28 protein-coding genes and 1 tRNA gene are annotated in these 24,911 nt (G+C 71.0%); 19 read left to right on the forward strand and 10 right to left on the reverse strand.

Translation table 11 applies throughout. The annotated features are described in order from the left end of the window. The first annotated feature begins 157 nt into the window (after window positions 1-157). From ACNAYW_RS01885 to ACNAYW_RS01920, 8 genes are all read left to right on the forward strand, one after another. Complete coding sequence (locus ACNAYW_RS01885) at window positions 158-1,660, forward strand: long-chain-fatty-acid--CoA ligase (protein ID WP_415848059.1); 1,503 nt, start codon at window positions 158-160, stop codon at window positions 1,658-1,660. Between the two features lie 34 nt (window positions 1,661-1,694). Beyond that, on the forward strand, window positions 1,695-3,395 hold the full coding sequence (locus ACNAYW_RS01890; protein WP_415848060.1) for a PHA/PHB synthase family protein: 1,701 nt from the start codon (window positions 1,695-1,697) through the stop codon (window positions 3,393-3,395). A gap of 7 nt (window positions 3,396-3,402) precedes the next feature. Beyond that, a complete protein-coding gene (locus ACNAYW_RS01895) occupies window positions 3,403-3,855 on the forward strand; it encodes a MaoC family dehydratase (RefSeq protein WP_415848061.1) in 453 nt (150 codons plus the stop codon). Further along, window positions 3,852-4,742, forward strand: a complete 891-nt coding sequence (gene phaZ / locus ACNAYW_RS01900; protein ID WP_415848062.1) for a poly(3-hydroxyalkanoate) depolymerase — start codon at window positions 3,852-3,854, stop codon at window positions 4,740-4,742. The genes ACNAYW_RS01895 and phaZ overlap by 4 nt, the downstream gene beginning before the upstream one ends. 39 nt (window positions 4,743-4,781) lie before the next feature. Then, window positions 4,782-5,201: a Fur family transcriptional regulator gene (locus ACNAYW_RS01905; RefSeq protein ID WP_126195974.1), complete on the forward strand. Its 420-nt coding sequence runs from the start codon at window positions 4,782-4,784 to the stop codon at window positions 5,199-5,201. A 116-nt stretch (window positions 5,202-5,317) separates the two neighbouring features. Beyond that, window positions 5,318-5,743, forward strand: coding sequence for an organic hydroperoxide resistance protein (locus tag ACNAYW_RS01910; RefSeq protein ID WP_415848063.1), 426 nt, complete (start codon window positions 5,318-5,320; stop codon window positions 5,741-5,743). A gap of 49 nt (window positions 5,744-5,792) precedes the next feature. Next, window positions 5,793-6,125, forward strand: coding sequence for a fluoride efflux transporter FluC (locus ACNAYW_RS01915; RefSeq protein ID WP_415848211.1), 333 nt, complete (start codon window positions 5,793-5,795; stop codon window positions 6,123-6,125). Further along, a complete protein-coding gene (locus ACNAYW_RS01920; RefSeq protein WP_415848064.1) occupies window positions 6,122-6,478 on the forward strand; it encodes a fluoride efflux transporter FluC in 357 nt (118 codons plus the stop codon). The genes ACNAYW_RS01915 and ACNAYW_RS01920 overlap by 4 nt, the downstream gene beginning before the upstream one ends. A 1-nt stretch (window position 6,479) precedes the next feature. Here ACNAYW_RS01920 and ACNAYW_RS01925 read toward each other — a convergent pair whose 3' ends face one another. Together ACNAYW_RS01925 and ACNAYW_RS01930 are read right to left on the reverse strand one after the other, a co-directional pair. After that, a complete protein-coding gene (locus ACNAYW_RS01925) occupies window positions 6,480-6,980 on the reverse strand; it encodes a hypothetical protein (RefSeq protein WP_415848065.1) in 501 nt (166 codons plus the stop codon). Next, window positions 6,980-7,444: a GatB/YqeY domain-containing protein gene (locus ACNAYW_RS01930; RefSeq protein ID WP_415848066.1), complete on the reverse strand. Its 465-nt coding sequence runs from the start codon at window positions 7,442-7,444 to the stop codon at window positions 6,980-6,982. The genes ACNAYW_RS01925 and ACNAYW_RS01930 overlap by 1 nt, the downstream gene beginning before the upstream one ends. A 53-nt stretch (window positions 7,445-7,497) precedes the next feature. Here ACNAYW_RS01930 and ACNAYW_RS01935 point away from each other — a divergent pair, with 53 nt between their 5' ends. Then, a complete protein-coding gene (locus tag ACNAYW_RS01935; RefSeq protein ID WP_415848067.1) occupies window positions 7,498-8,448 on the forward strand; it encodes a metallophosphoesterase in 951 nt (316 codons plus the stop codon). A gap of 55 nt (window positions 8,449-8,503) precedes the next feature. Then, a tRNA-Pro gene (locus ACNAYW_RS01940) sits at window positions 8,504-8,577 on the forward strand. A 140-nt stretch (window positions 8,578-8,717) separates the two neighbouring features. Here the strand turns inward: ACNAYW_RS01940 and ACNAYW_RS01945 are convergent. Next, window positions 8,718-10,076: a cryptochrome/photolyase family protein gene (locus ACNAYW_RS01945; RefSeq protein WP_415848068.1), complete on the reverse strand. Its 1,359-nt coding sequence runs from the start codon at window positions 10,074-10,076 to the stop codon at window positions 8,718-8,720. 162 nt (window positions 10,077-10,238) lie between these two features. Between ACNAYW_RS01945 and ACNAYW_RS01950 the strand changes: the two genes are divergently transcribed. Further along, window positions 10,239-11,039 carry a hypothetical protein gene (locus tag ACNAYW_RS01950; protein ID WP_415848069.1) on the forward strand — a complete coding sequence of 267 codons (801 nt, stop codon included), beginning with the start codon at window positions 10,239-10,241 and terminating at the stop codon, window positions 11,037-11,039. A 29-nt stretch (window positions 11,040-11,068) separates the two neighbouring features. Next, window positions 11,069-12,448 (forward strand): MFS transporter, encoded by a 1,380-nt coding sequence (locus ACNAYW_RS01955; protein ID WP_415848070.1) that lies wholly within the window; start codon window positions 11,069-11,071, stop codon window positions 12,446-12,448. 33 nt (window positions 12,449-12,481) lie between these two features. Here ACNAYW_RS01955 and ACNAYW_RS01960 read toward each other — a convergent pair whose 3' ends face one another. After that, window positions 12,482-12,916, reverse strand: a complete 435-nt coding sequence (locus tag ACNAYW_RS01960; RefSeq protein WP_415848071.1) for a hypothetical protein — start codon at window positions 12,914-12,916, stop codon at window positions 12,482-12,484. After that, window positions 12,913-13,524: a class I SAM-dependent methyltransferase gene (locus tag ACNAYW_RS01965; RefSeq protein WP_415848072.1), complete on the reverse strand. Its 612-nt coding sequence runs from the start codon at window positions 13,522-13,524 to the stop codon at window positions 12,913-12,915. Before ACNAYW_RS01965 ends, ACNAYW_RS01960 begins: the two co-directional genes overlap by 4 nt. Window positions 13,525-13,614: 90 nt before the next feature. On the opposite strand from ACNAYW_RS01965, the gene ACNAYW_RS01970 reads away from it, so the two are divergent. Next, window positions 13,615-14,406, forward strand: coding sequence for an acyl-CoA thioesterase domain-containing protein (locus tag ACNAYW_RS01970; RefSeq protein WP_415848073.1), 792 nt, complete (start codon window positions 13,615-13,617; stop codon window positions 14,404-14,406). Between the two features lie 121 nt (window positions 14,407-14,527). Then, entirely contained in the window at window positions 14,528-14,758 is a 231-nt protein-coding gene (locus ACNAYW_RS01975; RefSeq protein WP_146485023.1) for a hypothetical protein, read from the forward strand. On the opposite strand, the gene ACNAYW_RS01980 is transcribed toward ACNAYW_RS01975, so the two are convergent. Beyond that, window positions 14,759-15,478: a PaaX family transcriptional regulator gene (locus ACNAYW_RS01980; protein ID WP_415848074.1), complete on the reverse strand. Its 720-nt coding sequence runs from the start codon at window positions 15,476-15,478 to the stop codon at window positions 14,759-14,761. It lies immediately after the preceding gene. Window positions 15,479-15,687: 209 nt separating this feature from the next. On the opposite strand from ACNAYW_RS01980, the gene ACNAYW_RS01985 reads away from it, so the two are divergent. After that, window positions 15,688-17,337 carry an acyl-CoA dehydrogenase family protein gene (locus ACNAYW_RS01985; protein ID WP_415848075.1) on the forward strand — a complete coding sequence of 550 codons (1,650 nt, stop codon included), beginning with the start codon at window positions 15,688-15,690 and terminating at the stop codon, window positions 17,335-17,337. Here the strand turns inward: ACNAYW_RS01985 and ACNAYW_RS01990 are convergent, their stop codons facing one another. Both ACNAYW_RS01990 and ACNAYW_RS01995 read right to left on the reverse strand, forming a co-directional pair. Then, window positions 17,338-18,135, reverse strand: a complete 798-nt coding sequence (locus ACNAYW_RS01990; protein WP_415848076.1) for a hypothetical protein — start codon at window positions 18,133-18,135, stop codon at window positions 17,338-17,340. Between the two features lie 2 nt (window positions 18,136-18,137). Beyond that, entirely contained in the window at window positions 18,138-20,474 is a 2,337-nt protein-coding gene (locus ACNAYW_RS01995; RefSeq protein ID WP_415848077.1) for a transglycosylase domain-containing protein, read from the reverse strand. A gap of 245 nt (window positions 20,475-20,719) precedes the next feature. On the opposite strand from ACNAYW_RS01995, the gene ACNAYW_RS02000 reads away from it, so the two are divergent. Then, window positions 20,720-21,034 (forward strand): WhiB family transcriptional regulator, encoded by a 315-nt coding sequence (locus tag ACNAYW_RS02000; RefSeq protein ID WP_415676032.1) that lies wholly within the window; start codon window positions 20,720-20,722, stop codon window positions 21,032-21,034. A gap of 126 nt (window positions 21,035-21,160) precedes the next feature. Here ACNAYW_RS02000 and ACNAYW_RS02005 read toward each other — a convergent pair whose 3' ends face one another. Further along, the gene (locus tag ACNAYW_RS02005; protein WP_415848078.1) at window positions 21,161-22,261 is read right to left on the reverse strand and encodes an ArsA family ATPase; all 1,101 of its coding nucleotides are present in this window, start codon (window positions 22,259-22,261) and stop codon (window positions 21,161-21,163) included. After that, window positions 22,258-23,298: an ArsA-related P-loop ATPase gene (locus tag ACNAYW_RS02010; protein WP_415848079.1), complete on the reverse strand. Its 1,041-nt coding sequence runs from the start codon at window positions 23,296-23,298 to the stop codon at window positions 22,258-22,260. Before ACNAYW_RS02010 ends, ACNAYW_RS02005 begins: the two co-directional genes overlap by 4 nt. Window positions 23,299-23,437: 139 nt before the next feature. Here ACNAYW_RS02010 and ACNAYW_RS02015 point away from each other — a divergent pair, with 139 nt between their 5' ends. Genes ACNAYW_RS02015 through ACNAYW_RS02025 form a run of 3 tightly spaced genes read left to right on the forward strand, consistent with a single transcriptional unit; the run spans window position 23,438 to window position 24,902 of the window. After that, window positions 23,438-23,602, forward strand: coding sequence for a DUF4177 domain-containing protein (locus ACNAYW_RS02015; protein WP_415848080.1), 165 nt, complete (start codon window positions 23,438-23,440; stop codon window positions 23,600-23,602). Further along, window positions 23,599-24,063, forward strand: a complete 465-nt coding sequence (locus tag ACNAYW_RS02020) for a RidA family protein (RefSeq protein WP_415848081.1) — start codon at window positions 23,599-23,601, stop codon at window positions 24,061-24,063. The genes ACNAYW_RS02015 and ACNAYW_RS02020 overlap by 4 nt, the downstream gene beginning before the upstream one ends. Next, window positions 24,060-24,902 carry an MBL fold metallo-hydrolase gene (locus tag ACNAYW_RS02025; RefSeq protein ID WP_415848082.1) on the forward strand — a complete coding sequence of 281 codons (843 nt, stop codon included), beginning with the start codon at window positions 24,060-24,062 and terminating at the stop codon, window positions 24,900-24,902. The genes ACNAYW_RS02020 and ACNAYW_RS02025 overlap by 4 nt, the downstream gene beginning before the upstream one ends. Window positions 24,903-24,911: the final 9 nt, after the last annotated feature.

The following is a 24,911-nucleotide window of genomic DNA, read 5'->3' on the forward strand; positions in this document are numbered from 1 at the left end:
AAAGATGTCAGGTGCCGAACTGCAGTTCCAAGCTGTGGTGATTGTGTTTGGTGACACTCCAGCGGGCTGAACGGTGTTTGCGTCACCATCGACGCCACAGGGTGTTCCGGGTCACTCTGTAAAGGACGAATCCGACACCCGCCCACGAAGGACTCCGATGACGAACCTCGCCGAGAACCTCACCGCCGCCGCGGCTTCACACGCGGACACCATCGCCCTGAAGTGCGACGACCTCCAGTTCACGTACGCGGGGTTCGACGACGCCACGGCGCGGTTCGCCACCTACCTCGCGGAGCAGGGCATCGCGCCGGGCGACCGGGTGGGCATCATGCTGCCGAACACCCCGGCCTTCGCCATCGTCTTCTACGGCATCATGCGCCGCGGCGCGATCGCGGTGCCGATGAACCCGCTGCTCAAGGCCGCCGAGGTGGAGTACTACCTGGCCAACACCTCCGCCAAGGCGCTGTTCGCCACCCCGGTCTTCGCCGAGGACGCCGAGTCGGGCGCCAAGGCCGCCGGCGCGGCCTGCCACTTCGGTGACGACGCGGCCCTCGCCACGCTGCTCGCGAAGTACGAGCCGACCGCGGCGGTCGAGCCCCGGGAACCGTCGGACACGGCGGTGATCCTGCACACCTCCGGCACCACGGGCAAGCCCAAGGGAGCCGAACTCACGCACGACGGTCTGGGCCGCAACTGCGAGATCGCCGGTCGCACGCTGCTGCACCTGCACAACGAGGACGTGGTCATGGGCTGCCTGCCGCTGTTCCACGTCTTCGGCCTCACCTGCGGCCTCAATGCGGCCGTCCGCTTCGCCTCGACCCTGACCCTGATCCCGCGGTTCGATCCGCGCAAGGCGATCGAGGTGATCGGGCGGGATCGCGTGACCGTGTTCCTCGGCGTCCCGACGATGTACTCGGCGATGGTCGCGGCGCTGCAGCCCGGCGACGACGTCTCCTCGCTGCGGGCCTGCGCGTCCGGCGGCGCCGCGCTGCCGCTGCAGGTCATCACGGATTTCGAGAAGGCCTTCGGCGCCATCATCATGGAGGGCTACGGCCTGTCGGAGACCTCGCCCGTCGCCTCGTTCAACCATCCGGACAAACCGCGCAAGGCCGGTTCCATCGGCACCCCCATCGAGGGCGTCGAGATGCGAGTCGTCGACGACGCCGGCAAGGAGGTGCCGCAGGGCGAGCGCGGCGAGGTGCAGGTGCGCGGCCACAACATCATGAAGGGCTACTGGCAGCTGCCCGAGGCGACGGCCGCCGCGATCGACGCCGACGGCTGGTTCTCCACCGGTGACATCGGCATCGCCGACGAGGAGGGCTACTTCTCGATCGTCGACCGCAAGAAGGAGATGATCATCCGCGGCGGCCTCAACGTCTACCCGCGCGAGCTCGAAGAGGTGCTCTACAGCCACCCGGAGATCGCGGAGGCCGCGGTCGTCGGCATCCCGCACCCCGAGCTCGGCGAGGAGGTGGGCGCCGCCGTCGCGCTCAAGTCCGGCAGCACGCTGACCGCGGAGGCCGTCCGCGAGTTCATCAAGGAGCGCGTGGCCGCCTACAAGTACCCGCGCCACGTCTGGCTGCTGCCGGAGCTGCCCAAGGGCGCCACCGGCAAGGTCCAGAAGCGCGACATCGACGTTCCTTCCGAGTACACGGCCTGACATTCCCCTTCGCACGAGAGATCGAGGCACCACCATGACCACCGATTCCAACCAGGCCCCCGATGTGGAGCTGGGCGCTCCGCTCGACCTGCTGCTCGTCAATTCGACGAAGTCCTTCGCCTCCCGCATGATGCCGAACGCCGCGTGGGCGCGGATGGCGCAGTCGCTGGCGGGCAAGCCCGTCACCGTCGCCGAGCGCGGCGCGGGGCTGGTGAAGGAGCTCGGCCTCATCGCCGCGGGCAAGAGCCAGCGCGCCCCGAAGAAGGGCGACTTCCGCTTCTCCGATCCGGCGTGGACGCAGAACCCGTTGCTGCGCCGCGTCGAGCAGGCCTACCTCGCCGCGTCCGACACCGCCGAACAGCTCTACTCGGACGCCGACCTCGACTGGAAGGACGCCGAGAAGATGCGGTTCGTCCTCGACAACGCGATCGAGGGCCTCTCGCCGACCAACAGCCCCCTGCTCAACCCGCTGGGCTGGAAGGCGCTCATCGACACCGGCGGCCTGTCCGCGGTGCGCGGCGTGAAGAACTTCGCCCGTGACATGTCCAGCACTCCGCGGATCCCGTCGATGATCGACCCGGACGCGTACGTCGTGGGCGAGACGCTCGCGACGACCAAGGGCACCGTCGTGCTGCGTACGCGGATGTTCGAGCTGATCCACTACGCCCCGCAGACCAAGCAGGTGCACGAGATCCCGCTGCTGCTCATCCCGCCGGTGATCAACAAGTTCTACATCATGGACCTGGCGCCGGGGCGCAGCCTCATCGAGTACTACCTCAAGGGCGGGCACCAGGTGTTCGCGATCTCGTGGCGCAATCCGCAGGCGCGGCATCGTGATTGGGGCTTCGACGAGTACGGCGCGGGCATCGTCAAGGCGCTCGACGCGCTCGAGGTGATCACGGGCGCCGACAAGGCGAACCTGTTCGCCACCTGCTCCGGCGGCATCATCACCTCGATGCTGCTCGCGCACCTGTTCGCGACGGGCCGCGGTGACCGCATCTCCTCGATCACCTTCGGCGTCACCGTGCTCGACCAGAGCCACGCGGGCCTGGGCTCGGCGATCGCCAGCGAGCGCGGCGCCGACGCGGCGATCCGCAGCTCGGCCGGCAAGGGCTACCTGGAGGGCGCCGCCATGGCCGAGATGTTCGCCTGGCTGCGCCCGACCGACCTGGTGTGGCGCTACTGGGTGAACAACTACATCCAGGGCCGCTCGCCGGCGCCCTTCGACGTGCTGTTCTGGAACGCCGACACCACGCGGATGACGGCGAACCTACACAAGGACATGGTGACGATGGGTGTGAACAACACCCTGGTGACCCCGGGCGAGCAGATGATGATGGGCACGCCCGTCGACCTGTCGAAGGTCGAGTGCGACGCCTACGTGCTCGGCGGCCTCTCCGATCACATCTGCCCGTGGCAGGCCACCGAGCGCAGCGGCGCGCTGCTGGGCAGCAAGGACAACACGTACGTGCTCTCCACCGCCGGCCACATCGCCGCCCTGGTCAACCCGCCCGGCAACCCCAAGTCCTCGTTCCGCGCCGCGCAGGTCCAGCACGATCAGACCCCCGAGGAGTGGTTCGAGACGGCCGAGAAGCAGTCCGGTTCGTGGTGGCCGCACCACCTGGCCTGGCTGACCGAGCGCGCCGGCGCGGAGGTCGACGCGCCCGCCCAGCTCGGCGCCCCCGGCTACGAGCCGCTCGCGCCCGCGCCCGGCACCTACGTGCACGAGAAGTGAGGACACCGTGACCACCACGATCTCCACCCCGAAGGAACTGCTCGGCCTCGTCGGTCAGCCGCTCGGCACCACCGAGTGGTTGACGATCGACCAGGAGCGGGTGAACCTCTTCGCCGACGCGACCGGCGACCATCAGTGGATCCACGTCGACCCGGAGAAGGCGGCCGCCGGCCCGTACGGGCGGACCATCGCCCACGGCTATCTGACCCTGTCGCTGGCGCCGCTCCTGATCGCGGAGGCGCTCGTCGTCGAGAACGTGCAGGCCGCCGTCAACTACGGCCTCAACAAGGTGCGGTTCCCGGCGCCCGTCCCCGTCGGCTCGCGGGTGCGCGCCGCCGTGGAACTGGCCGGGGCACAGGAGAAGCCGGCGGGGATCGAGGCCGTCATCCGCCTGACGTACGAGGTCGACGGTGCCGACCGTCCGGCCTGTATCGCCGAGACGGTGGTGCTCTACCGATGAGCGACGACCTGACGCAGGACGTCGACGTGGACCTGCCCGAGGACCTGCTGATCGCCACCGGTGGCCAGCGGATCCGGGTGCGGTACCGGCCCGGAACAGGCGTGCCGCTGGTGCTGTGCAACGGGATCGGCGCGAGCCTCGAGGTGCTGGACCCGTTCGTGGACGCGCTCGATCCGCAGCGGCCGGTGGTCCGGTTCGACGTGCCCGGCACCGGGGAATCACCCACGTCGATGCTGCCCTACGGCTTCCCGTACCTCGCCTGGGTGCTGGGCCGGGTGCTCGACGAGCTGAACATCGGCGTCGTCGACATCCTGGGCCTGTCCTGGGGTGGGGCGCTGGCGCAGCAGTTCGCGTTCCAGAACCCGATGCGCTGCCGACGGCTGATCCTGGTCTCCACCGGCACCGGCGCGATCATGGTGCCCGGCGATCCCCGGGTGCTGCGGAAGATGGTGACGCCCCGGCGGTTCCGCGACCCCGAGTACGCGGCGCAGGTGGCCGGCGAGCTGTACGGCGGCGGTGTCCGGGACAACGGCAACGACGTGGGGCAGATCTTCGTCCGGCAGATGCACGCCGGCTCGAAGATGGGCTACCTGCATCAGTTGCTCGCCGGCTCGGTGTGGACGTCGATCTTCGCGCTCCCCGCGATCCGGCAGAAGACGCTGCTCGTCTTCGGCGAGGACGATCCGATCATCCCGATGATCAACGGCCGGATCTTCGAGAAGCTGATGCCGCGGGCCACGCTGCATCGCCACGCGGGCGGCCACGTCGACCTGGTGACCCGCGCCGACGTGCTGGCGCCGGTGATCGATGAGTTCCTCGGGGTGCCGCACGTGGGGCGGCGGGAGTGGCGCGGGCGGACCGGCGGCCTGCTCACACCTCGCGATTGACCCTGGAATGATTCCAAAGTCGGGCGTACTCTATTTCGCATGAGTGAGGTGGACACGGCTGAGGACCGGCTGCGGGGCGTGGGGCTGCGGATCACCGCGCCCCGCGTCGCCGCACTCGGCTATCTCGACGGGCACCCGCACGCCACGGCGGACGACGTGGCCGAGTACCTGCGCGGCAGGCTCGGCACCGTCGCCACGCAGACGGTCTACGACGTGCTGCGCGTGTGCGCCGAGAAGGGCCTCCTCCGGCGCATCGAGCCCGCCGGCTCCGCGGTGCGGTACGAGGCCCGCGTCGCCGACAACCACCACCACCTGGTGTGCCGGTCGTGCGCGAAGATCGTCGACATCGACTGCGCCGTCGGTGCCGCGCCGTGCCTCACCGCCGACGACGACCACGGCTTCGTCATCGACGAGGCCGAGGTCACGTTCTGGGGCTACTGCCCTGACTGCGCCCCCTGATCCCCCGCCCGGCGGCGGATCGAGGCGTCGGCCGGAGGCCGGTTGTGATTCGGACTACTGTCGGAAGGGAACGCCGCCCGGACGGGCGGACACACCTACGCGAAGGAGCGCCGGATATGAGCTTGGACGTCGTCTACACCATCTCCTCGACCGCCACCGGTGGCGGCCGCGACGGGCACGTGACGTCGGCCACGGGCCGCATCGACCTGGATACCCGGCCTCCGAAGGAGATGGGCGGCAACGGCGAGGGCACCAACCCGGAGGAGCTGTTCTCCGCCGGCTACGCGGCGTGCTTCCTGGGTGCGATCCGCGCCGTCGGCCGCAACGAGAAGGTCGCCGTCCCGGACGACACCACCGTCGACGTCACCGTCGGCTTCGGCAAGACCGAGTCCGGTTTCGGCATCAACGCCGCGATCAAGGCCACTCTCCCGGGCCTCGCCCAGGCCGACGCGGAGGCACTGGTCGCCAAGGCGCACCAGCTGTGCCCGTACTCGAACGCGACGCGCGGCAACATCGACGTCGATCTGACCACCGCGGTCTGATCGACACCTGAGCACGCTACTGCGGCCCGCCGCCCTGGGACTGGTCTTCCTGGGCGGCGCGGCCGGCACCTTTCTCCGCGCCGCGGTGGGGCATTGGCTGCCCCACAGCCCGTTCCCGTGGGCCGTCTTCGCGGTGAACATGCTGGGCGCGTTCCTCCTCGGCGGCATCGTCGAGGCACTGTTCCGCCGGCCCGACGACGAGCGGCACCGTCGTATCCGCCTGCTCCTCGGCACCGGCTTCTGCGGGGGCCTCACGACCTACAGCGCGTTCGCGCTGGACATCCACGACGCGGCCCCGGCCGTCGGCGCCCTGTACGCCGGTGCGACGGTGCTGCTGGGCCTCGTCGCGGCCCTCGTGGGGGCGGCGGTGGTCCGGCGATGACGACCCTGCTCGTGGCCCTCGGGGGCGGGCTCGGGGCCGTCCTGCGCTACCTGGTCGACGGTGCGCTGCGCGCCCGACTGTCCTTCTGGGCGACGGCCGCGATCAACGTGTCCGGCTCGTTCGTGCTGGGGCTGCTCGCGGGGGCCGTCGCCGGGGGAGGCCTCGGCGGGACCGCGCTCGCGGTGCTGGGCACCGGCGTGTGCGGCGGCTACACGACCTTCAGCACCGCCACCGTCGAGACGCTGACCCTGCTGCGGGACCGTCGCTACCGGGACGGCGCGGTGTACGGGCTGTCCACGCTGGTCGCGAGCGTCGTCGCGGTGTGGGGCGGCTACGCCCTCGGCGCGCTCTGAGTCATGCGCCGCTGCGCTCGACGGCGTACCGGTACACCGGCCGGCTGAGCGCGAGCGAGAACAGCATCAGGAACATCACGATCAGTGCGCCCCACATCGGCAGGCCGGCCAGCGGCGCGCCGTTGTGGTCGATGCCGAAGCGGCTCACCGGATCGTCGTACTCGCGCGGATTGCCGAGGAGGACGGACGCCGCGGCCAGCAGGAAGCCGACGAACACGGCGAGCCCGTAGAGCACCGTCGCCCAGCGCTGCCCGAAGAGGGCGAACAGCCCGGTGAGGGCCATCGCCGCGACGGCCACCAGGCCGGCGATGGCGATGATCAGGATCGTGATCGTCCGCACGCCCAGCGGCGACGCGGGGAAGTTCCCCGGGTAGCCCGTGGTGCCGAGCAGTGCCGAGCACTGGATGATCGCGGTCACGTAGAGGGCGATCGCCCCCGCGCCCGCCGCGAGCGACACGAGGACCCACAGCCACATCGCGCCGGGCCGGCTCGGTTTAGCCACTAGGCGAGCTTCGCCTTGACGGCGGAGGACAGGCGCTTGCCGTCCGCCGCGCCCGCGGCCTTCGCGTTCGCGACCTTCATGACCTGGCCCATCTGGCGCACCGTCGGCGGCTCCCCGAGCTCGGCGGTGACCTCGGCGATCGCGGCGCCGACGAGGGCGCCGAGCTCGTCGTCGCTCAGCTGCTTCGGCAGGTAGCGCGACATGACTTCGGCCTCGGCGCGCTCCTTGGCGGCCAGCTCGTCGCGGCCGTTGGTCGCGAAGATCTCGGCGGCCTCGCCGCGCTTCTTCACCTCGCGGGCGACCACCTTGAGGAACTCCTCGTCGGTCAGCGCGTGCGCGGTGCCGGAGGTCTCCTCGTTCTGGATCGCGGAGAGCAACATGCGCAGCGTCCCCGTGACCAGGGTGTCCTTAGCCTTCATCGCGGTCTTGAGATCGTCGCGGATAGCGGCCTTCACTTCTGACATGACGTCCAAGTTACGCGGTGTGCGCGCCTGCGGCAGCTGAGTATCCTGGGGGAATGGCAGTTCATCCTCTTCTCAAGGCCGGCGCCGGGCTGGCGGGCGCGGGCGTCGCGTCCATCGCCTACGCAGGAGTCTTCGAGCGCAACGCCTTCACCCTGCGCGAGCACACGCTGCCGATCCTGCCGCCGGGCACGCCGACGCTGCGGATCCTGCACATCTCGGACCTGCACATGACGCCCGGGCAGCGGCTCAAGCAGGCCTGGGTGCACGAGCTGGCCGCGCTCGAGCCGGACCTGGTGGTGAACACCGGCGACAACCTGTCGCACCCGCGGGCGGTGCCCTCCGTGGTGCAGACGCTCAACCCGCTGCTGGGCCGGCCCGGTCTGTTCGTCTTCGGCTCCAACGACTACTTCGGTCCGACGCCGAAGAACCCCGCCAAGTACTTCGACAAGAACCACGAGCGCAAGCACGGCGATCCGCTGCCCTGGCAGGACCTCCGGGCGGCGTTCTCGGAGCGCGGCTGGCTCGACGCCACCCACCAGCGGCGGCGGCTCGAGGCCGGTGGCGTCACGATCCAGGTCGCGGGCGTCGACGATCCGCACATCGAGCGGGACCGGTACGAGACCATCGCCGGCCGCGCCGACGAGTCCGTCGACCTGCGGCTCGCCCTGACGCATTCGCCCGAGCCCCGCGTGCTCGACAGGTTCGCCGCCGACGGCTACGACCTCGCCCTCGCCGGCCACACGCACGGCGGGCAGCTGTGCCTGCCGGTGTACGGCGCGCTCATCACCAACTGCGGGCTGGACCGCTCGCGGGTGAAGGGTGCCTCCGCGTGGGGCGCGCACATGAAGCTGCACGTGAGCGCGGGGCTCGGCACCTCGCCGTGGGCACCGTTCCGCACCTTCTGCCGGCCGGAGGCCTCGCTGCTCACCCTCGTCGGCGCGCCCGTGCGCGACCGGGAGGTGGAGATCGGCCCCGTCGTCGCCCCGGAGGCGGTGCAGGCCTGACCTGCCGATTTCCTGCCCGACGGTGGCTGTAGTAATCTATTGCAGGTTGTCACCACGGGGTGTGGCGCAGCTTGGTAGCGCGCTTCGTTCGGGACGAAGAGGTCGTGGGTTCGAATCCCGCCACCCCGACTCGTTGGTTGAGACGACAGCAGGGCCCCTGATCAGTGGAAACACTGGCCAGGGGCCTTACTTGTCGGCATGGGGTGTCGGCTCGTGCTCCGCGTACGTTCCGAAGTCAGTGCGGTGGACGCGTGCTGGCACGACCTTGATCATGATTTCCTGGCGGTCCGGTAGTGCTCCAGCGTCACCAGCCGCTCGTGAGCGTGGTCGACGATCCGCGCCGGGTAGCCGTGGTCGTATCCGCCGGTGTGCTTCCACGGTGTCAGTGCAGCGGCGCCGCTCAGGTGCCGGAGTTCCGGGACGTATCTGCGGACGTACTCGCCCTGGGGATCGAACTTCTCGGCCTGCGCGGTGGGGTTGAACACCCGGAAGTACGGAGCGGCGTCGGTCCCCGTCCCGGCGACCCACTGCCATCCGTGCGCATTGGATGCGGGATCGCCGTCGATCAGCAGATCCTGGAAGTGTGCGGCGCCGTGGGGCCACCAGACGTGCAGGTCCTTGGCCAGGAAGCTGGCGACCACCATCCGCACGCGGTTGTGCATCCATCCCTCGGCAAGCAGCTGGCGCATGCCGGCGTCGACGAGGGGGTACCCGGTCTCGCCCCGTTGCCACGCCTCGAACTCCGGGCCCGGAGCGAGGTACTCCAGACCAGCGAGTACTTCGGTGAGGTCCGTGGTCAGGCTGCCGGGATGATGGTGCAGGACGTCGGCGTAGAAGTCGCGCCAGCACAACTCGGAGGCGAACTTCTCCGCCCCTTCGCCGCTTCCGAGCCCGTCGAGCAAGGTGCGGGGATGCACTGCGCCCACCTTGAGGTACGGCGACAGGCGCGAGGAACCATCGAGGTCCGGGCGGTCGCGGTCCAGCGCGTAGCGCGGAAGACCGTCGGTCCGGAAACGCTCCCAGACGGCCAGCGCGGCCTTCTCCCCCGCGGCGGGGAGCGGGACTTCGCACGACCGGACCGCGGCGTGGAGCGCCTCGCGCGCATCCGCGCCGGAGCTCCCGCTCGGAGCGGTCCAGTGGATCTCCGACGGGAGCCGGGCGGGGCGCGGCCAGCGGTGCTCGCGCCACGCTCGCTGGAACGCGGAGAACACCCGGTACGGCGAACCGTCGGGCTTGACCACCCGGCCGGGAGTGACGGCGTACGGCGATCCCGTCTCGATCCAATCGATCCCGTGCTCGGCGAGCGCCGCGCGCACGGCCGCATCGCGGCGTCGTCCGAAGGGGGTGGTCTCGCGACTCACGTGCACGGCGCTCGCGCCGACGTCGCGCGCGACGGCGACCACCTCGTCGACGGGCGAACCCGAGCGGAGGACGATGCCGCCGCCCAGTTGCTCGTCGAGCGCGAGCACGGTGGCCGCGAACCACGCTTCGCGCGGCCGGGCTCCGTCGTGCAGCAGTGCCGGGTCGACGACGACCAGGGGAACGACCGGTCCGTCCTCGGTCGCCGCGCACAGCGCCGGGTTGTCGCCCAATCGCAGGTCTCTTCGGCACCACCAGATCACGGTCACATCGCAAACGTACCGACCGAGGGAGACCCCGCCCTCGGTCAGTTCGTTCCGGCGAAGGAGAACGATTGCCATATATACCCCTAGGGGGTATATATGGAGGAGTCCTCCGACTGTGGAGGCAGCCGACCGCGAACTCGCGCACGCACACCGAAGGAGCACGTCATGGACCACAGTGCACACGCCGCCGCACCGTTCCCGCAGGGTCTGCAGACCGTGGAGCAGGGCTACCGCATCACCCCGTCGCTGACGATCCTCGGCGCCGGTCGCACGCGCGTCGAGTTCGCGATCCTCGGCCCGGACGGCGCGCCGGTCACCGACTTCGACGTGCAGCACGACAAGCGGTTGCACTTCATCGCCGTGCAGCGCGACACCAGCGGCTTCCAGCACGTGCATCCCGTCATGGACGCCACCGGCACCTGGTCGGTCGAGCTCGACCTCACCCCGGGCGTCTGGCGCTTCTTCGCGGACATCGTCCCGACCGCGCTCGGCACGGGCATCGTGCTCGGCGCCGACGTGGCCGTGCCCGGCGAGTACCGCCCCGTCGACCAGCTCGCCCCCCGCGCCGTCGCCGACATCGACGACTACCGGGTCACGCTCGACGGTGCCCTCGCGCCCGGGCGGGCCGGCGAACTCGTCGCCACCGTCACCCGCGACGGTGCCCCCGTCACCGATCTCGAGCCCTATCTGGCCGCCTACGGCCACCTGGTCGCGCTGCGCGCCGGCGACCTCGCCTTCCTGCACGTCCACCCCGAGGGCGACCCGTCGGACCCGTCGACCCCCGCCGGCCCCGAGATCCGGTTCCACGCGATGGCCCCGTCGGCGGGCACGTACCGGCTGTTCCTCGACTTCCAGCACGAGGGCACCGTCCGCACCGCGGAGTTCACCCTCGTCGCCGACGGTGCCGCACCGCACGACGGAACCGATGCCCACGCCGGTCATACCGGCGGCCACGCCCACCACTGATCCGTCCGCACCGACCACCAGGAGCCACCGTGGGTCCCTTCTCGCACCGCGACTTCCGTCTGTTGTTCGGCGCGCAGATCGTCGCGCTGCTCGGCACCGGGCTGACCACCGTCGCGCTGGGCCTGCTCGCCTACGAGATCGCGGGCTCCTCGGCCGCGGTCGTGCTCGGCACCGCCCTCACGATCAAGATGGTGCTGTACGTGGTCATCGCGCCGCTGGCCGCGGCGTACGTCGACCGGCTGCCGCGCCGGGCCTTCCTGGTGGCCCTCGACCTCGTGCGCGCGGCCATCGTGCTCGCCCTGCCCTTCGTCACCGAGGTCTGGCAGGTCTACGTGCTCATCGGCGCGCTGCAGGCCGCATCGGCGGCGTTCACGCCCACCTTCCAGGCCGTGATCCCGGACATCATCACCGACGAGCGCGAGTACACCACCGCGCTGTCCGCGTCCCAGGTCGCGTACACGATGGAGAGCCTGGTCAGCCCCGTCGTCGCCGCGGTGGCGCTGCTCCTCATCGACTTCGACGTGCTGTTCCTCGGCACCGCAGTCGGTTTCGTGATCTCCGCGTTCCTCGTCCTCAGGGCGACGGTGCCGAACGCGCGCCGTGCGCCCATGGGCGGCCCTGCGGACCGGATCCTCTCCGGCGCACGGCTGTTCGCCCGCACCCCGAGCCTGCGCGGTGTCCTCGGCGTGAACTTCGCGGTGGCCGCGGCCGGATCGATCGTGGTGGTCAACACCGTCAACTACGTCCGCGATCGACTGGGCGGCAGCGAGTCGCAGGTCGCGTGGATGCTCGCCGCGTCCGGCGGCGGAACTCTGCTCGTCGCCCTGGCCGTGCCACGGCTCCTGGACCGATTCACCGAGCGGTCCGTGATGCTCACGGGCGCAGCGCTGCTCACCGCCGCGGCCGCCGGTGCAGTCGCGATGGCCGCCGCCGATACCCCGTCGTGGGGGCTGACCGCGGCGGTCTGGTTCGCCAGCGGCGCCGGCTCCGCCATGGCGATCACACCCACGGGCAAGGTGCTGCGCGCCGCCGCGGCGCCCAGCGACGTGGCCGCCGTCTTCGCCGCGCAGTTCTCGCTCTCGCATCTCGCCTGGCTCGTCGCCTATCCGATCGCGGGCTGGGGCGCGAACCGCTTCGGGCTCGTTCCCGCCTGGGCGCTGCTGGCCGGAATCGCCGCTGCCGGAGCGATCCTCGCACCCGTACTCTGGCGCCGCGCGCCCGCCGCACTGCCGGCGCCGACGACCGCCCACACCACTGCGGACGCGGCCACCCCGGCACCGTCGGGAACGGCGGACGGTACGCCGGAGCGCGAGCCCGCGCTCGTACCCGGCAGCGACGCGTGGCGGCACACCGCCGCCGCGGGCGGCACGCTCACCGAATGCCAGTGCACCTGCGGGCAAGCGGCCTGACGCGCCACCGGTAGGGCGACGCGCCGGCGCTGGTCACCAGGCCGCGACGAAACCCGCGAGAAGGACTGCGAAAGCGCCGATCTCGGCGACGACGAGCAACACCATGAAACCGCGTACTCCCGGTGCGGGCGGCGCCAATTGGTTGTCGGTGTCGCGGCGTGCGCCGTGCCAGCAATAGCTCGCGATAGCGGCGACGAAGAAGAAGGCGAGGACAGCGGAGGCTGTCAGGTCCACCCACTGCGGCCACGCGCTCAGCTCCACGAAGATCGCGATCAGCGCGAGCGCGAAGGAGTACATCAGCGCTGCGCGGTGCGCGATGTCCACGTACACGTGGGCCTGGTGCTCGGGGGACGTCATGATCCCGTGGTACTTCCACACTCCGAGCCCCAACGCCCACAGGAAGACCAGCCCCGCGGCGAGCAGCGTCAGTCGGGTGTCGAGGCCCAGCGCGGCCGCGTCGAGCGTCATGCGTGCGCGCGGCCCAGGACCAGCGGCGAGGTCGGGAAGGGCACCCATGCGGGCGCGAGCATCCGGTCCTCCACAGTGGTCACGGCGAAGCCCGCCCCGCTGATCAGCCCGACGGCGTCGCGGTGGGCGTGGCAGTTCCCGAACACGCGCGGCCACAGGGTGGTCGCGTCCACCGCCTTCTGCAGGCCCTCGAGCATCCCGCCGCGCGCGGCGACGTGCTCGAGGAAGCGCAGCTCGCCGTCGGGCCCGAGGAACCCGCGTACCTGTCGGACCGCGCCCTCGGGGTCGGGCAGCGAGCACAGCACCAGGCTGAAGACCACGGCGTCGAAGGGATCCGCCGGGACGTACTCGTCGAGCCGCTCGGGCCGGACCTCGATGCGCTCGTCGGCGACCTTCGTGGCCTCGGCGCGCAGTGCGCGCTCGGGCTCCAGCGCGACGACCGCCGTGACCTCCGGCGGGTACAGCGCGAAGTTCGTTCCGGTGCCCGCGCCCACCTCCAGCACGCGACCCGACAGCCCGGCCAGGTTGCGCCGCCGCAGCTCGGTCAGCAGCGGCGGCTCGTTGCGCACCAGCCGCGGCCACATCGTCACGAAGAACGTCTCGCCCATGCTCCATCAGTACCGCATGGCCGCCCTCGCGGCGGCATTCCGGCGGATGCGAGTACCGGGCGCCCCGCGCCGCCTGGTAAACCCAATGGAATGACCACCCTGGAGGTACCCGCGCAGTTCGCCCGCAGCGGCGGCGGATTCGATTCGCTGCCCGCCGCGGAGGGCCGATGGGCGCCCGGCACCCTGTCGGGGCCGGCGATCGCGGGCCTGCTCGCGCAGGTCCTCGACACCGAGTTCGGCGACGGCCTCGTCGGAACGCGCTGGCACTGCGACATGTTCCGCATGGTCCGCTCGGGCCACCTCGACGTGCGCACCCGCCTGGTCCGCTCGGGACGCCGCATCCGCGTCGCCGAGGCGGAGATCGTTCAGAACGACAAGACCGTCGTGCGTGCGGCCGTGACGTTCTACCACCGGGCCCCGCAGCCCGACGGTGCCGTCTGGTCGGATCCGCACGTTCCCGCCCCGCCGCCACCCGAGGCGCCGCGTCTCGCGATGGCGGGCGGCAGCGGTGACTACGTCTCGTCCGACACCCCGGAGCACTGGGCCACCGCCGAGCGCAAGCGCGTGTGGACCCGCGGCTGGCGCGTCCTCGACGGCGAGGAGACGACGCCCTTCGCCCGCGCCGCGATGGTCTCCGACTGCACCAACCTGGTGACCGGCATGGGCACGGGCGGCGTCGAGACCATCAACGGCGACGTCTCGATGGCCATCGCCCGCGCGCCCCGCGGCGATGAGATAGGGCTGGAGGCGGACCAGTTCGTCATCGTCGACGGCATCAGCATCTCGTCCGCGAGCATGTTCGACCGCGCCGGCCGGTTCGGCGTCTGCACCGTCACCGGGGTCGCCACCGGCTCCGCCGTTCACGGGCCGACGTCTTCCTGAGTGCGCGGAATCGTCGGGTAACGGACACGCAACGGTCACCTGTAATTCGTCACACCGGCCACAGCCGCCCCTTACTGTGCAGGTGAACGCCCCACCCGGGGGCGCGCAGAGAGGGACTCTCATGGGGCTCGCCAGCGTTCGCAGCGAACTCGACGATCTCACCGCCCAGCTCACGCTCATCGCCGCGTCCGTCGGTCGCACCGGCGACGACCTCCAGATCGACGCCCGCAGCCTGCACGAGACCGGCTCCTGCGATGCGGTCAACTCCATCGCCCGCCGCCTCGACGACCAGGGGCTCCAGCTCCGTCGGCTCCAGGCGCGGATCACCCGCGTCGTCGACGCGCTCGCCTGATCAGCCCCGCCCGATCCGCATCTCGGCGAGCCAGGCGCGGAAGTCGGCGTACGCAGCCGTGAGATCGTCCGAGGGCCAGTCCGGGGGTCGCAGCTCCGGCGGCAGCAGCGGGTCGCGGTACAGGTGCCGCACCACCGACACCATGGTCAGGAAGCGCGCCTGACCGTCGTCGCCGGCGTCGGCGATCGCGCCCAGCAGCGCGTGGCCGTGCCGGGACCACTCCGGCAGGTCCCACAGCGTTCGGGCCAGGTCGACGGGGTCGTCGTCCGGCCGTGCCGTGAAGCCGGTGGTCACCTGTCGCACCGTGGCGGGGAGTGCGCGGTCCAGGTTCGCCGGCCGCATCCACACGCCCTCGCGCAGCTCCGCGAGCCGCAACCGCGTCATCTCCGTCCGCAGCTCGGCGCGGTCGCCCGCGCTGCGCCCACTGGTGGTGATGATCGCCGTCTCCCAGGCCCCGTCCCACGCGACGGTCGCGGGGGAGTCGGTGCGCGCCTGTCGCTGCGCGAGTCTCTCCGACAGGGCGTACAGGCCACCGTCGCGGACCAGATCGCCGGAGGCCACCATGCGCGACATCGCGGCGCGGGTCGTGGACTCCGAGACCCCGAACAGCCGCATGGCGGCCACGATCTCGCGCCCCTCCAGTTCCGGCGGGTGCGCGCCGAGCAGCAGACTCAGCACGGCTGAGCGCGCGGAGACCGTCGTGGCGAGGGGCATGGACATCGGCGTCGACGCTACACCGGGGCGCCGTCGCTTCTTCGCTACTGAAACCCGTCCGATTCTCGGTCGGGCCGAGACATATCGATCCTGGGTGAGGAACAGGCCGGTTTCGGAACCCGACCCCATTGCATATCTGGTGCGACTGTCGCGAATATGCAACACTGAGAGGGGCGGCCCGAGCGGGCCGCGCACCGTCGAACGAAGGAGCAGGCGTGCCGACCCACGAAGTGACCAACCAGGTGCCGCCGCTGCTCGGCTTCAACGCCGCCGAGACCCCGATGATCGACGACGCGTTGCGGCGGGCCCACGTCGACGCGGCGCAGTCGGACGCCATCCATGCGCTCGGCGCGCTCGCCGGCACGGCCGAGGCCCTCGAGTGGGGCGACCTCGCCGAGGCGCATCCGCCCGTCCTGAAGACCCACGACCGGTACGGCAACCGCGTCGACGAGGTGGTCTACGACCCCGCGTACCACCAGCTGATGAAGGTCGCCGTCGAGCACGGTCTGCACGCCGCGCCCTGGGCCGAGACGGATCGCAACGCCCACCTGGTCCGCGCCGCGAAGTTCAGCGTGTGGGGCCACGTCGACGCGGGCCACGGCTGTCCGATCTCCATGACCTACGCGGTGGTGCCGGCGCTGCGCGCCAACGCCGAGCTCGCCGCCCAGTACGAGCCGCTGCTCGCCGCGAAGGAGTACGACTTCGGCCTGCGGGCCCCGCTGGGCAAGCGCGGCCTCATCGCCGGTATGTCGATGACCGAGAAGCAGGGCGGCTCGGACGTCCGTGCCAACACCACGCGCGCCGTCCCGCAATCCGATGGGACGTACCGGATCACGGGCCACAAGTGGTTCACGTCCGCGCCCATGTCGGACCTGTTCCTGACCCTCGCGCAGACCGAATCCGGCGTCTCCTGCTTCTTCATCCCGCGCGTGCTGCCCGACGGGACGCGCAACGTCTTCGCCCTGCAGCGCCTCAAGGACAAGCTGGGCAACCACTCCAACGCGAGCAGCGAGGTGGAGTACGACGAGACCGTGGGTTGGCTCGTGGGGGAGGAGGGCCGCGGTGTCCGCACGATCGTCGAGATGGTCAACATGACCCGCCTCGACTGCGTGCTCGGCACCGCCACCGGCATGCGCGCGGGGCTGGCGCAGGCCGCGCACCACGCCGCGCACCGGAAGGCCTTCGGCGCGAACCTGATCGACCAGCCGCTCATGCGGAACGTACTCGCCGACCTCGCCGTCGAGGCCGAGGGCGCCACCACCGCGGGCCTGTGGCTCGCGGGCCTCACGGACCGCTCCGTCGCCGGCGACGAGGACGCGTCCCTGCTGCGCCGGATCGCCCTGGCGGTCACCAAGTACCACGTCTGCAAGCGCGGCCCGATCCACGCCGCCGAGGCGCTGGAGTGCCTGGGCGGCAACGGCTACATCGAGGATTCACGGATGCCGCGCCTGTACCGCGAGGCGCCGCTGCTCTCCGTCTGGGAGGGCTCCGGCAACGTGGCCGCCCTCGACGTGCTGCGTGCGATGGCCCGCGAACCGCAGTCCGTCGCGGCCTTCTTCGCCGAGCTCGACGCGGCCGCGGGCGCCGACACCGTCTACGACGAGGCCGTCACGAGGCTCAAGGGCACGTTCGGCGCGCTCGACCTCACCGACCAGGCCGCGATGCAGTTCGGCGCCCGCCGCCTCGTCGGCGACATGGCCGCGGCGCTGCAGGGCTCGCTCCTCGTGCGCTACGGGCACCCCGCCGTGGCCGACGCCTACACCCGCACGCGCCTGGCGGGCGACCGCGGCGATGTCTTCGGCACCCTCCCGCAGGGCGTCGACACCGACGCGATCCTGGACCGCGTCACGCCGAAGATCGGCTGATCAGGCGCGGAGCACGTCGCGCACGTCGGCCGGGACGATGTCCGCGAGATCCGACCAGGGCAGCGCGAACGGCCTGAAGTCGCCCGCCGCGTGCGCGACGGGCACGTAGAACGTGATGCCCGCGTCCGTGGGGAGCCAGTTCGCCAGCGTCGTCGACTCGTTCAGAAAGAGCGTGGGGCCGTCGGCGGTGGCCTGCTCGCGGATCAGCTCCTTCACCCGCGCCGTCGCATCGGGGGTCGGCAGCAGCTGGGACAGCAGGATCGGCTGCGCCGTATCGGTGTTGATGACGACGGTCCCGATCTGGTTGTTCGGGTGCGCCGCGCCCTGCATGAAGTAGTTCGTGAGCAGGATCCCCGCGACCGAGCGGAGCCCGATGCGGCTCACGCGGGAGCCCTCGCCGTTCGCGAGGGAACCGCGGGCGAGGGTGACGGGCCTCGGTGCTCCGCCGAGTTCGCGCACCCGATCGTCCAGGGACGCCCGGATCGAGGTGGTGAACCGCGCCGTGACGGACGCCGAGCCGTCGGACAGGGTCGGCACCTCCACGTCGTAGGTGACGGCCCGATCGGATCCGGAGACGCGGGTCGATCCGGGCACGTAGCCGTGCGCAGCCGCGGCCGTCGGGCCGATCGGGCCGAGATCGCGCGGGGGCGCCGTGGACGACGTGGCCGCTGACGTCCCCGTGGAGACCGATCCGCCGGCGGCGCGGCTCGTCTCGGTCGGTGGCGCGGAACGGTCACCGCAGGCCGTGAGCACCGCGGCGACGACGAGCCAGCCCGCGGCGATCCGGGTGCCGCGCATGATCAGTTGCCCGGGGGCTCCGGTGCGGGGGTCTCCACCGGGCCGCCGCCCTGGCCGCCCGCGCCCGGAATGGTGAACTGGCCGAAGCCGGGAATCGTGATGGTGGTGCCGCCCGGGCCGGTCTGCACGCCCGGCGCCGACGGGTTCGACGGGGCCGGCGCGATCCCGTTCGACAGGTTCAGCGTGATCGTCGAGCCCGGCTGGCTGAAGCCCGACGGCGACGTGGAGACGACGGTGCCGTTGGCGGCCGAGTTGTTCACCCACGCGACGGTGGTCTTGAAGCCCGCGGCCTCGACGCGCGCCTTCGCCGCGGCCTGGTTGAGCCCGATGACGTTGGGGATCTTGCCCGGCCCGAAGCCGTCCTTGTACTTCGGATCGACCGGCGGCAGGGAGACCGGGCCGTAGATCGTGGACACCGGTTTGAGGCCGTTGTACCAGGCCAGGGCGGGCTCGTTGCCGCCGTACACGTTGCCCTCGCCGCACGGGCGCAGGGGGCTGGTGCAGATGGGTCCGGGGGAGTTGCCGTCGTTGTAGACGTAGCTGGCACCCGCGTACTGGTTGGTGTACGCGAGGAACGCCGAGGAGCGGAAGGTCTCGGTGGTGCCCGTCTTGCCGGACAGCGGCAGGGTCCAGCCCGCCCGCGAGGCGGATCCGGCGGAGGTGCCCGCACCGCGGTCGTCGGCGCTGAGCGCGTTGGCGAGCGTGTTCGCCAGGCCCTTGTCGATGACCTGCTCGCACTTCTCGGACTTGTAGGGCACCGGTGTGGTCTCCGGCTTACCGTCGGCCCCGACGGTCTGAATGCCGTCGCTGTTGCGCTTGGGCTGGGTGATCGACTGGACCGGATTCGGCGGGCACCACACGCCGCCGGACGCCAGCGTCGCCGCCACGTTGGTCAGCTCGAGCGCGCTCACCGCGGTCGGTCCGAGGGTGAACGACGCCAGGTTCTGCTTCTTGAACATGTCGGCGAGGCTGTCGTTGCCGAAGCCCGAGCTGCCCGGCTGGGTGTACGAGCGGAGCCCGAGCTTGACCGCCATATCGACGACGGGCGTCACGCCCACCTGCTCGATCAGCTTGACGAACGGGGTGTTCGGCGACGTGGCGAGGGCCTGGGTGAGCGACATCGAATACGGATACGGACCCGCGTTCTTCACGCAGTAGGAGTCCGAGGGACAACCGGCGTAGCCGCCGTGGCCCATGCCCTTGACGTGCGAGTTCTCGCCCGGCCTGATCACGTTCATGACCTGCGCGACGTTCGACAGCGTGGGGCTGGCCGTGCCGGTGAGAGCGCCCTGCACCGAGTCCTGCACGCGCGGATCCAGCGTGGTGCGGATCGTGTAGCCGCCCCGCATCACGGTCTCCTTGGGGATGCCCGCCTCGGAGAGGTACTGCAGCACGTAGTCGCAGAAGTAGCCGCGGTTGGCCACCGCGGAGATGCAGCCGCCCGGCAGCGTGTTGGGCCGGGGGAGCACGCCGAGCGGGGTGTTCTTCGCCGCGCGGTACTCGTCCGCCTTGTCCGGGAAGTTCGCCACCAGGGTGTCCAGCACCGTGTTGCGGCGGTCGATCACACCCTGCGGGTTGGCGTACGGATTGAGCGAGGAGCTCGACTGCACCATCCCCGCGAGCATCGCGGACTCCTGGATGTTCAGCTGCGAGGCGCGCTTGCCGAAGTAGGTCTGCGCCGCCACCTCGATGCCGTAGGCGCCGTTGCCGAAGGGGACCAGGTTGAGGTAGCGCGCCAGGATCTGCTCCTTGGCGATCACCTTGGCCCGCGCGTCGTCGACCCCGTGCTCCTCCTTCGCGCGCTCGGTGAGCGTGCGCTCGAGGGTCAATGCCATCCGCACCTCGCGCAGCTTGCGGGCCGGGGTGGTGGCGACCGCCGCCCGACGGTCCGCGTCCGACTTCGCGAGCACGAGCAGCTGATAGTTCTTGATGTACTGCTGATCCAGCGTGGACGCGCCCTGCTGCACCTCGCCCGCGGACTGGTTCTTGAGGAAGGCGCGCACGGTGCCCTGGTAGTCGACGCCGTCGTGCTCCATGAACCGCTTGTCCTCGATCGAGATGATCGAGCGCACCATGTTGGGCGAGATCTGATCGAAGGGGACCTGCACGCGGCGCTGGTCGTAGAGGTAGGCCATGGGCGCCCCGGTGGTGTCGGAGACCGTGGTGACCTCCGGGACCTGCCCCTCGAGCAGCTCGGAACTGATGTTGTCGACGGTGTCCGCGGCGCGGTTGGAGATCAGGCCCAGCCCGCCGATGTAGGGGAACAGGACGCCGGCGACCAGCAGTCCGGCCAGCAGGACGCAGCCGGCCAGCTTCGCGATCACTCCGGGTTTCGACACGGTCACCAGGATACGTGCCGACCCGCCGTGAACCCCGGTCCCGACGCGCCGACCAGGTGATCGGTACGGGCGTCCTGGATTTCTTGGACCACTGTTCGATTTACCTCGGCCCTCGACTTGTTTCCGCCGTGTGATTCAGGTAACACTATTGCAGACGATGTGGCGAGCACCTCGATCGGCCCCCCGCACACCTCCGGGTGGGACCGCCGCCGGGGCCGGGCCGCACCACGCGAAAGGGGAGTCAGATGACAAGTGCACGCGTTCTGGTCGACGACGAGGATCGCCTGGTTTGGGTTTCCAAGGCCAAGTGCCGCGATGTGGACCCCGACGAGTTGTTCGTCCGCGGCGCCGCCCAGCGCAAGGTCGCCACGATCTGCCGGCACTGCCCCGTTCAGCTCGAATGCGGCGCCGATGCGCTCGACAGCCGGGTCGAGTTCGGTGTCTGGGGCGGCATGACCGAGCGTCAGCGCCGTGCCCTCCTCCGTCAGCACCCCGAGGTCACCAGCTGGCGATCCTTCTTCGAAGCCCAGCGCGACCGCAAGCGCGTCGCCGCGGGCTGATTCCCCCGGCTCCCGCCCGGGAGTGATCAGGGCCTCGTACCGTTCGACGGTGCGGGGCCCTTTCGTTTGTCCAGCTACGTTTCTCGGGAGGAACAACAGGGGGCGTCGGCGGGGCCGGGCGACGGGCTAGGAGCCCACGATCTGCTCGGCGACGGCCTGCAGCGCCTCGAGGTTCGCCACCTCGAAGGGGAGCGAGGGCACCCCGACCACCGGCACCGTCGGGCATCGGCCCACGAACTCTCCGAGCACCTGCACCTCGCGGGCGGCGATCTCCGCGCGCCACGCGTGCACCCGCAGCAGCCCCTCGGCGGTGCGGGCGGCACCGTCGGACCCGAGCCGGCTCGCGGCCTCCCGGGCCTGGTCCGCGCCGATCGTCGCCAGCCCCGGATGGGTGCGGTTGACGATGAGCCCGGCGAGCGGCATCGACTCGCCGGCGAGCCGCTCCACGAAGTAGGTGGCTTCGCGCAGCGTGTCCTCCTCGGGCGAGGCGACCACCACGAAGCGGGTGCTGGGGCGCGCCAGCAAGGCGTACGTGCGATCGGCGCGCTCCTGGAATCCGCCGATCAGCGTGTCCATCTGCGCGACGAAACCGGAAGCGTCGGAGAGCATCTGGCTGCCCACGATGGTGGAGACCAGCTTGAGGGCCAGGCCCATGCCGCCGGAGACCATGCGGCCGAAGCCGCGCGTCGGGCCGGCGATGAGGCGCATCAGCCGCGAGTCCAGCAGGGAGCCGAACCGCTTCGGCGCGTCGAGGAAGTCGAGGGCGTTGCGCGACGGCGGGGTGTCCACCACGACCAGGTCCCAGCGGTCGTCGGCGGTGAGTTGCCCCAGCTTCTCCATCGCCATGTACTCCTGCGTGCCGGAGAACGACGAGGCCACGGTCTGGTAGAAGGGGTTCGCGAGGATCTCCTGCGCCCGAGCGGGATCCGCGTTGGAGGTGACCATCTCGTCGAAGGTCCGCTTCATGTCGAGCATCATCGCGTGCAGCGACCCCTCGCCCGGGACGGAGACGGTCTGCGGCTCGTTCGTCAGGTCCGCGACGCCCAGGGCCTGCGCCAGGCGGCGCGCGGGGTCGATCGTCAGCACCACCACGCGACGGCCGTGCTCGGCCGCCCACAGGGCCATCGCCGCGGCCGTCGTGGTCTTGCCGACGCCGCCGCTGCCGCAGCAGACGACCACGCGGGTGCCGGGATCGAGCAACTGCGGGCCCAGCTTCAGGTCGATCATCGGACCCCCGCCTCGATCAGTGCGCCGGAGAGCTCGTCCACGCCGCCCAGGTCGACGCCGCCCGTGAGGAGCGGCAGTTCCAGCCGGCCCGGGGCCTCGATCAGCGCCAGGTCGTTCCGCGCCTCGGCCTGCCCGCGGACCGTGCGCGCGAACTGGATGGTCTCCGTCAGCAGGCCGGCGAGGTCCGCCTCGGACAGGGGCAGGCCGGCACCGTCGAGGGCGGCGCGCACGGCGGGCCCGTCCACGGCGCCGTCGGCGGCCGTGTCCAGCTCCTCGTCGGAGAGCAGCTGCGGCAGCGAGCGGTTCACGATCACCGCGCCGACCTTCAGGTCCAGCGCGTGCAGCTCCTTCGCGGCCTCCGCGGTCTCCTGGATGGGGAGCGACTCGAGCAGCGTCACCAGGTGCACGACGGTGTCGGGGGAGTGCAGCAGGCGCACCACGCGGTCGGCCTGGCCCGCGATCGGGCCGGCCTTCGCGATCTCCTTCATCGCCCGCGTCACGTCGAGGAACTTGCCGATCCGGCCCGTGGGGGGAGCGTCCACCACGATCGCGTCGTAGGCGTAGCGTCCGTCGCTCGCACGGCGCTGGGTGCACTCCATGATCTTGCCGGTGATGAGGATGTCCTTGAGGCCGGGCGCCAGCGTCGTCGCGAACTCGATCGCGCCGATCGACTTGAGCGCGCGCGCCGCCAGGCCCATGCCGTAGTTCGTCTTGAGGTAGTCGAGGAACGTCGCCTCCACGTCCATCGACAGCGCGTGCACCGCGCCGCCGCCGTCGGCCGTCGTGATCTTCGTCTCGGTCGGAGGCAGTGCGTCCACATCGAAGATCGGGGCGATGCCGCCGCGCCCCTCCACCTCGATGAGCAGCACCTTCTTGCCGACGGAGGCGAGCGCCAGCGCGAGCGCCGAGGCCACCGTCGACTTGCCGGTGCCGCCCTTGCCGGACACGAAGTGCAGTCGCGACTCCCGGAGCCCCTCGGGCCAGGCCGTCGCCGCGTCCTGCGCGACCCCGCCGGGGTCCGCCTCACTCACCACCACGACCGGAGCATATCCATACCTCCGTACACGGCCGGGCCGTTAACGTGAACCTCCCCCGGCAATGCGACCGAGAACACGTTCTGCGTCGGCGTAGGGATCGCGCCTGTCGCGCCGCGCCCGCGGTGGATAGGGTGATGCCATGAGCGAGAAGACCACCTGGGAGTACGCCACCATTCCGCTGCTGACGCACGCCACCAAGCAGATCCTGGACACCTGGGGCGCGGACGGCTGGGAGCTCGTCACCGTGCTCCCCGGCCCGACCGGTGAGCAGCACGTCGCGTACATGAAGCGGGCCACGTCGTGACCGCCTCCGAGCGCCTCGCCGAGCTGGGCATCGTCCTGCCCGAGGTCGTGCCCCCGCTGGCCGCGTACGTCCCGGCCACGCAGGTGGGAGACTTCGTCTACACGTCCGGCCAGCTGCCGATGCGCGACGGCGAGCTCGTGGCGCAGGGCAAGGTCAGCGAGAACCGCGAGGGCATCGTCCACCTCGAGGACGCGACGTTCGCGGCCCGGCAGTGCGCGCTGAACGCCCTCGCGGCGATCCACGCGCTCGTCGGTATCGACTCGGTCAAGCGCATCGTCAAGGTCACCGGTTACGTGGCCTCCGCGCCCGGCTTCTCCAACCAGGCGCAGGTGCTCAACGGCGCATCGCTGCTCCTCGGCGAGGTCTTCGGAGACGCCGGCGTGCACGTGCGGTCCGCCGTCGGCGTCGCGGAGCTGCCGCTCGGCGCGCCCGTCGAGGTCGAGCTCACGGTCCAGGTATGACGCCCGCGTCCACGACGGACTCCCGCCCGGGCCACCCGCTGCCGAAGAAGCTGCGGCAGGTCACGCCGTACGCGGCGGTGCTGCTGTGTGACAACCCGTCGGTGATGACGCTCGAGGGCACCAACACCTGGATCCTGCGCGCCTCGGGCCGCGAGGAGGCCGTCGTCGTCGATCCCGGGCCCAAGGGCGACAAGAAGCACCTGCGGCGCGTCGCGAAGGCCGCGGGCACCGTCGCCCTGACCCTGGTGACGCACCGGCACGCCGACCACACCGGCGGCCTCAAGCGGTGGGCGGAGCTCACCCGCAGCCCCATCCGCGCCTTCTCCCCGACGTACTGCATCAACACCGCGACGCCGCTCACCGGCGGCGAGGTGATCGAGGTCGCCGGGCTGCGGATCGAGGTGCTGCACACCCCCGGCCACACCGCCGACTCGCTGAGCTTCCTGGTCGACGGTGCCGAGGGCGAGCCCGGCGCGCTGGTCTCGGGCGACACCATCCTCGGCCGCGGCACCACCGTGCTCGACGCGGAGGACGGCACCCTCGCCGACTACCTCGGCTCGCTCGACGCCCTGTCGACGGTGGCCGCCGGCCGCGTCCTGCTCCCCGGCCACGGCCCGGACCTGCCCGACGCCGCCCCCGTCGTCGCGGCCTACGCCGCGCACCGCCGGGACCGGCTGCAGCAGGTCCGCGACGCGCTCGACGAGCTGGGCGTCAGCGCGGCCGACGCGAAGCCGATGAAGGTGGTCAAGCACGTCTACCGCGATGTGGACAAGAAGGCCTGGCCGGCCGCGCGCATGTCGGTGAAGGTGCAGCTGCAGTATCTCGCCGAGCACGGCTGACCGACGATC

This window comes from Tsukamurella ocularis (assembly GCF_965138335.1).
GTDB classification, from domain to species: Bacteria; Actinomycetota; Actinomycetes; order Mycobacteriales; family Mycobacteriaceae; genus Tsukamurella; species Tsukamurella ocularis_A.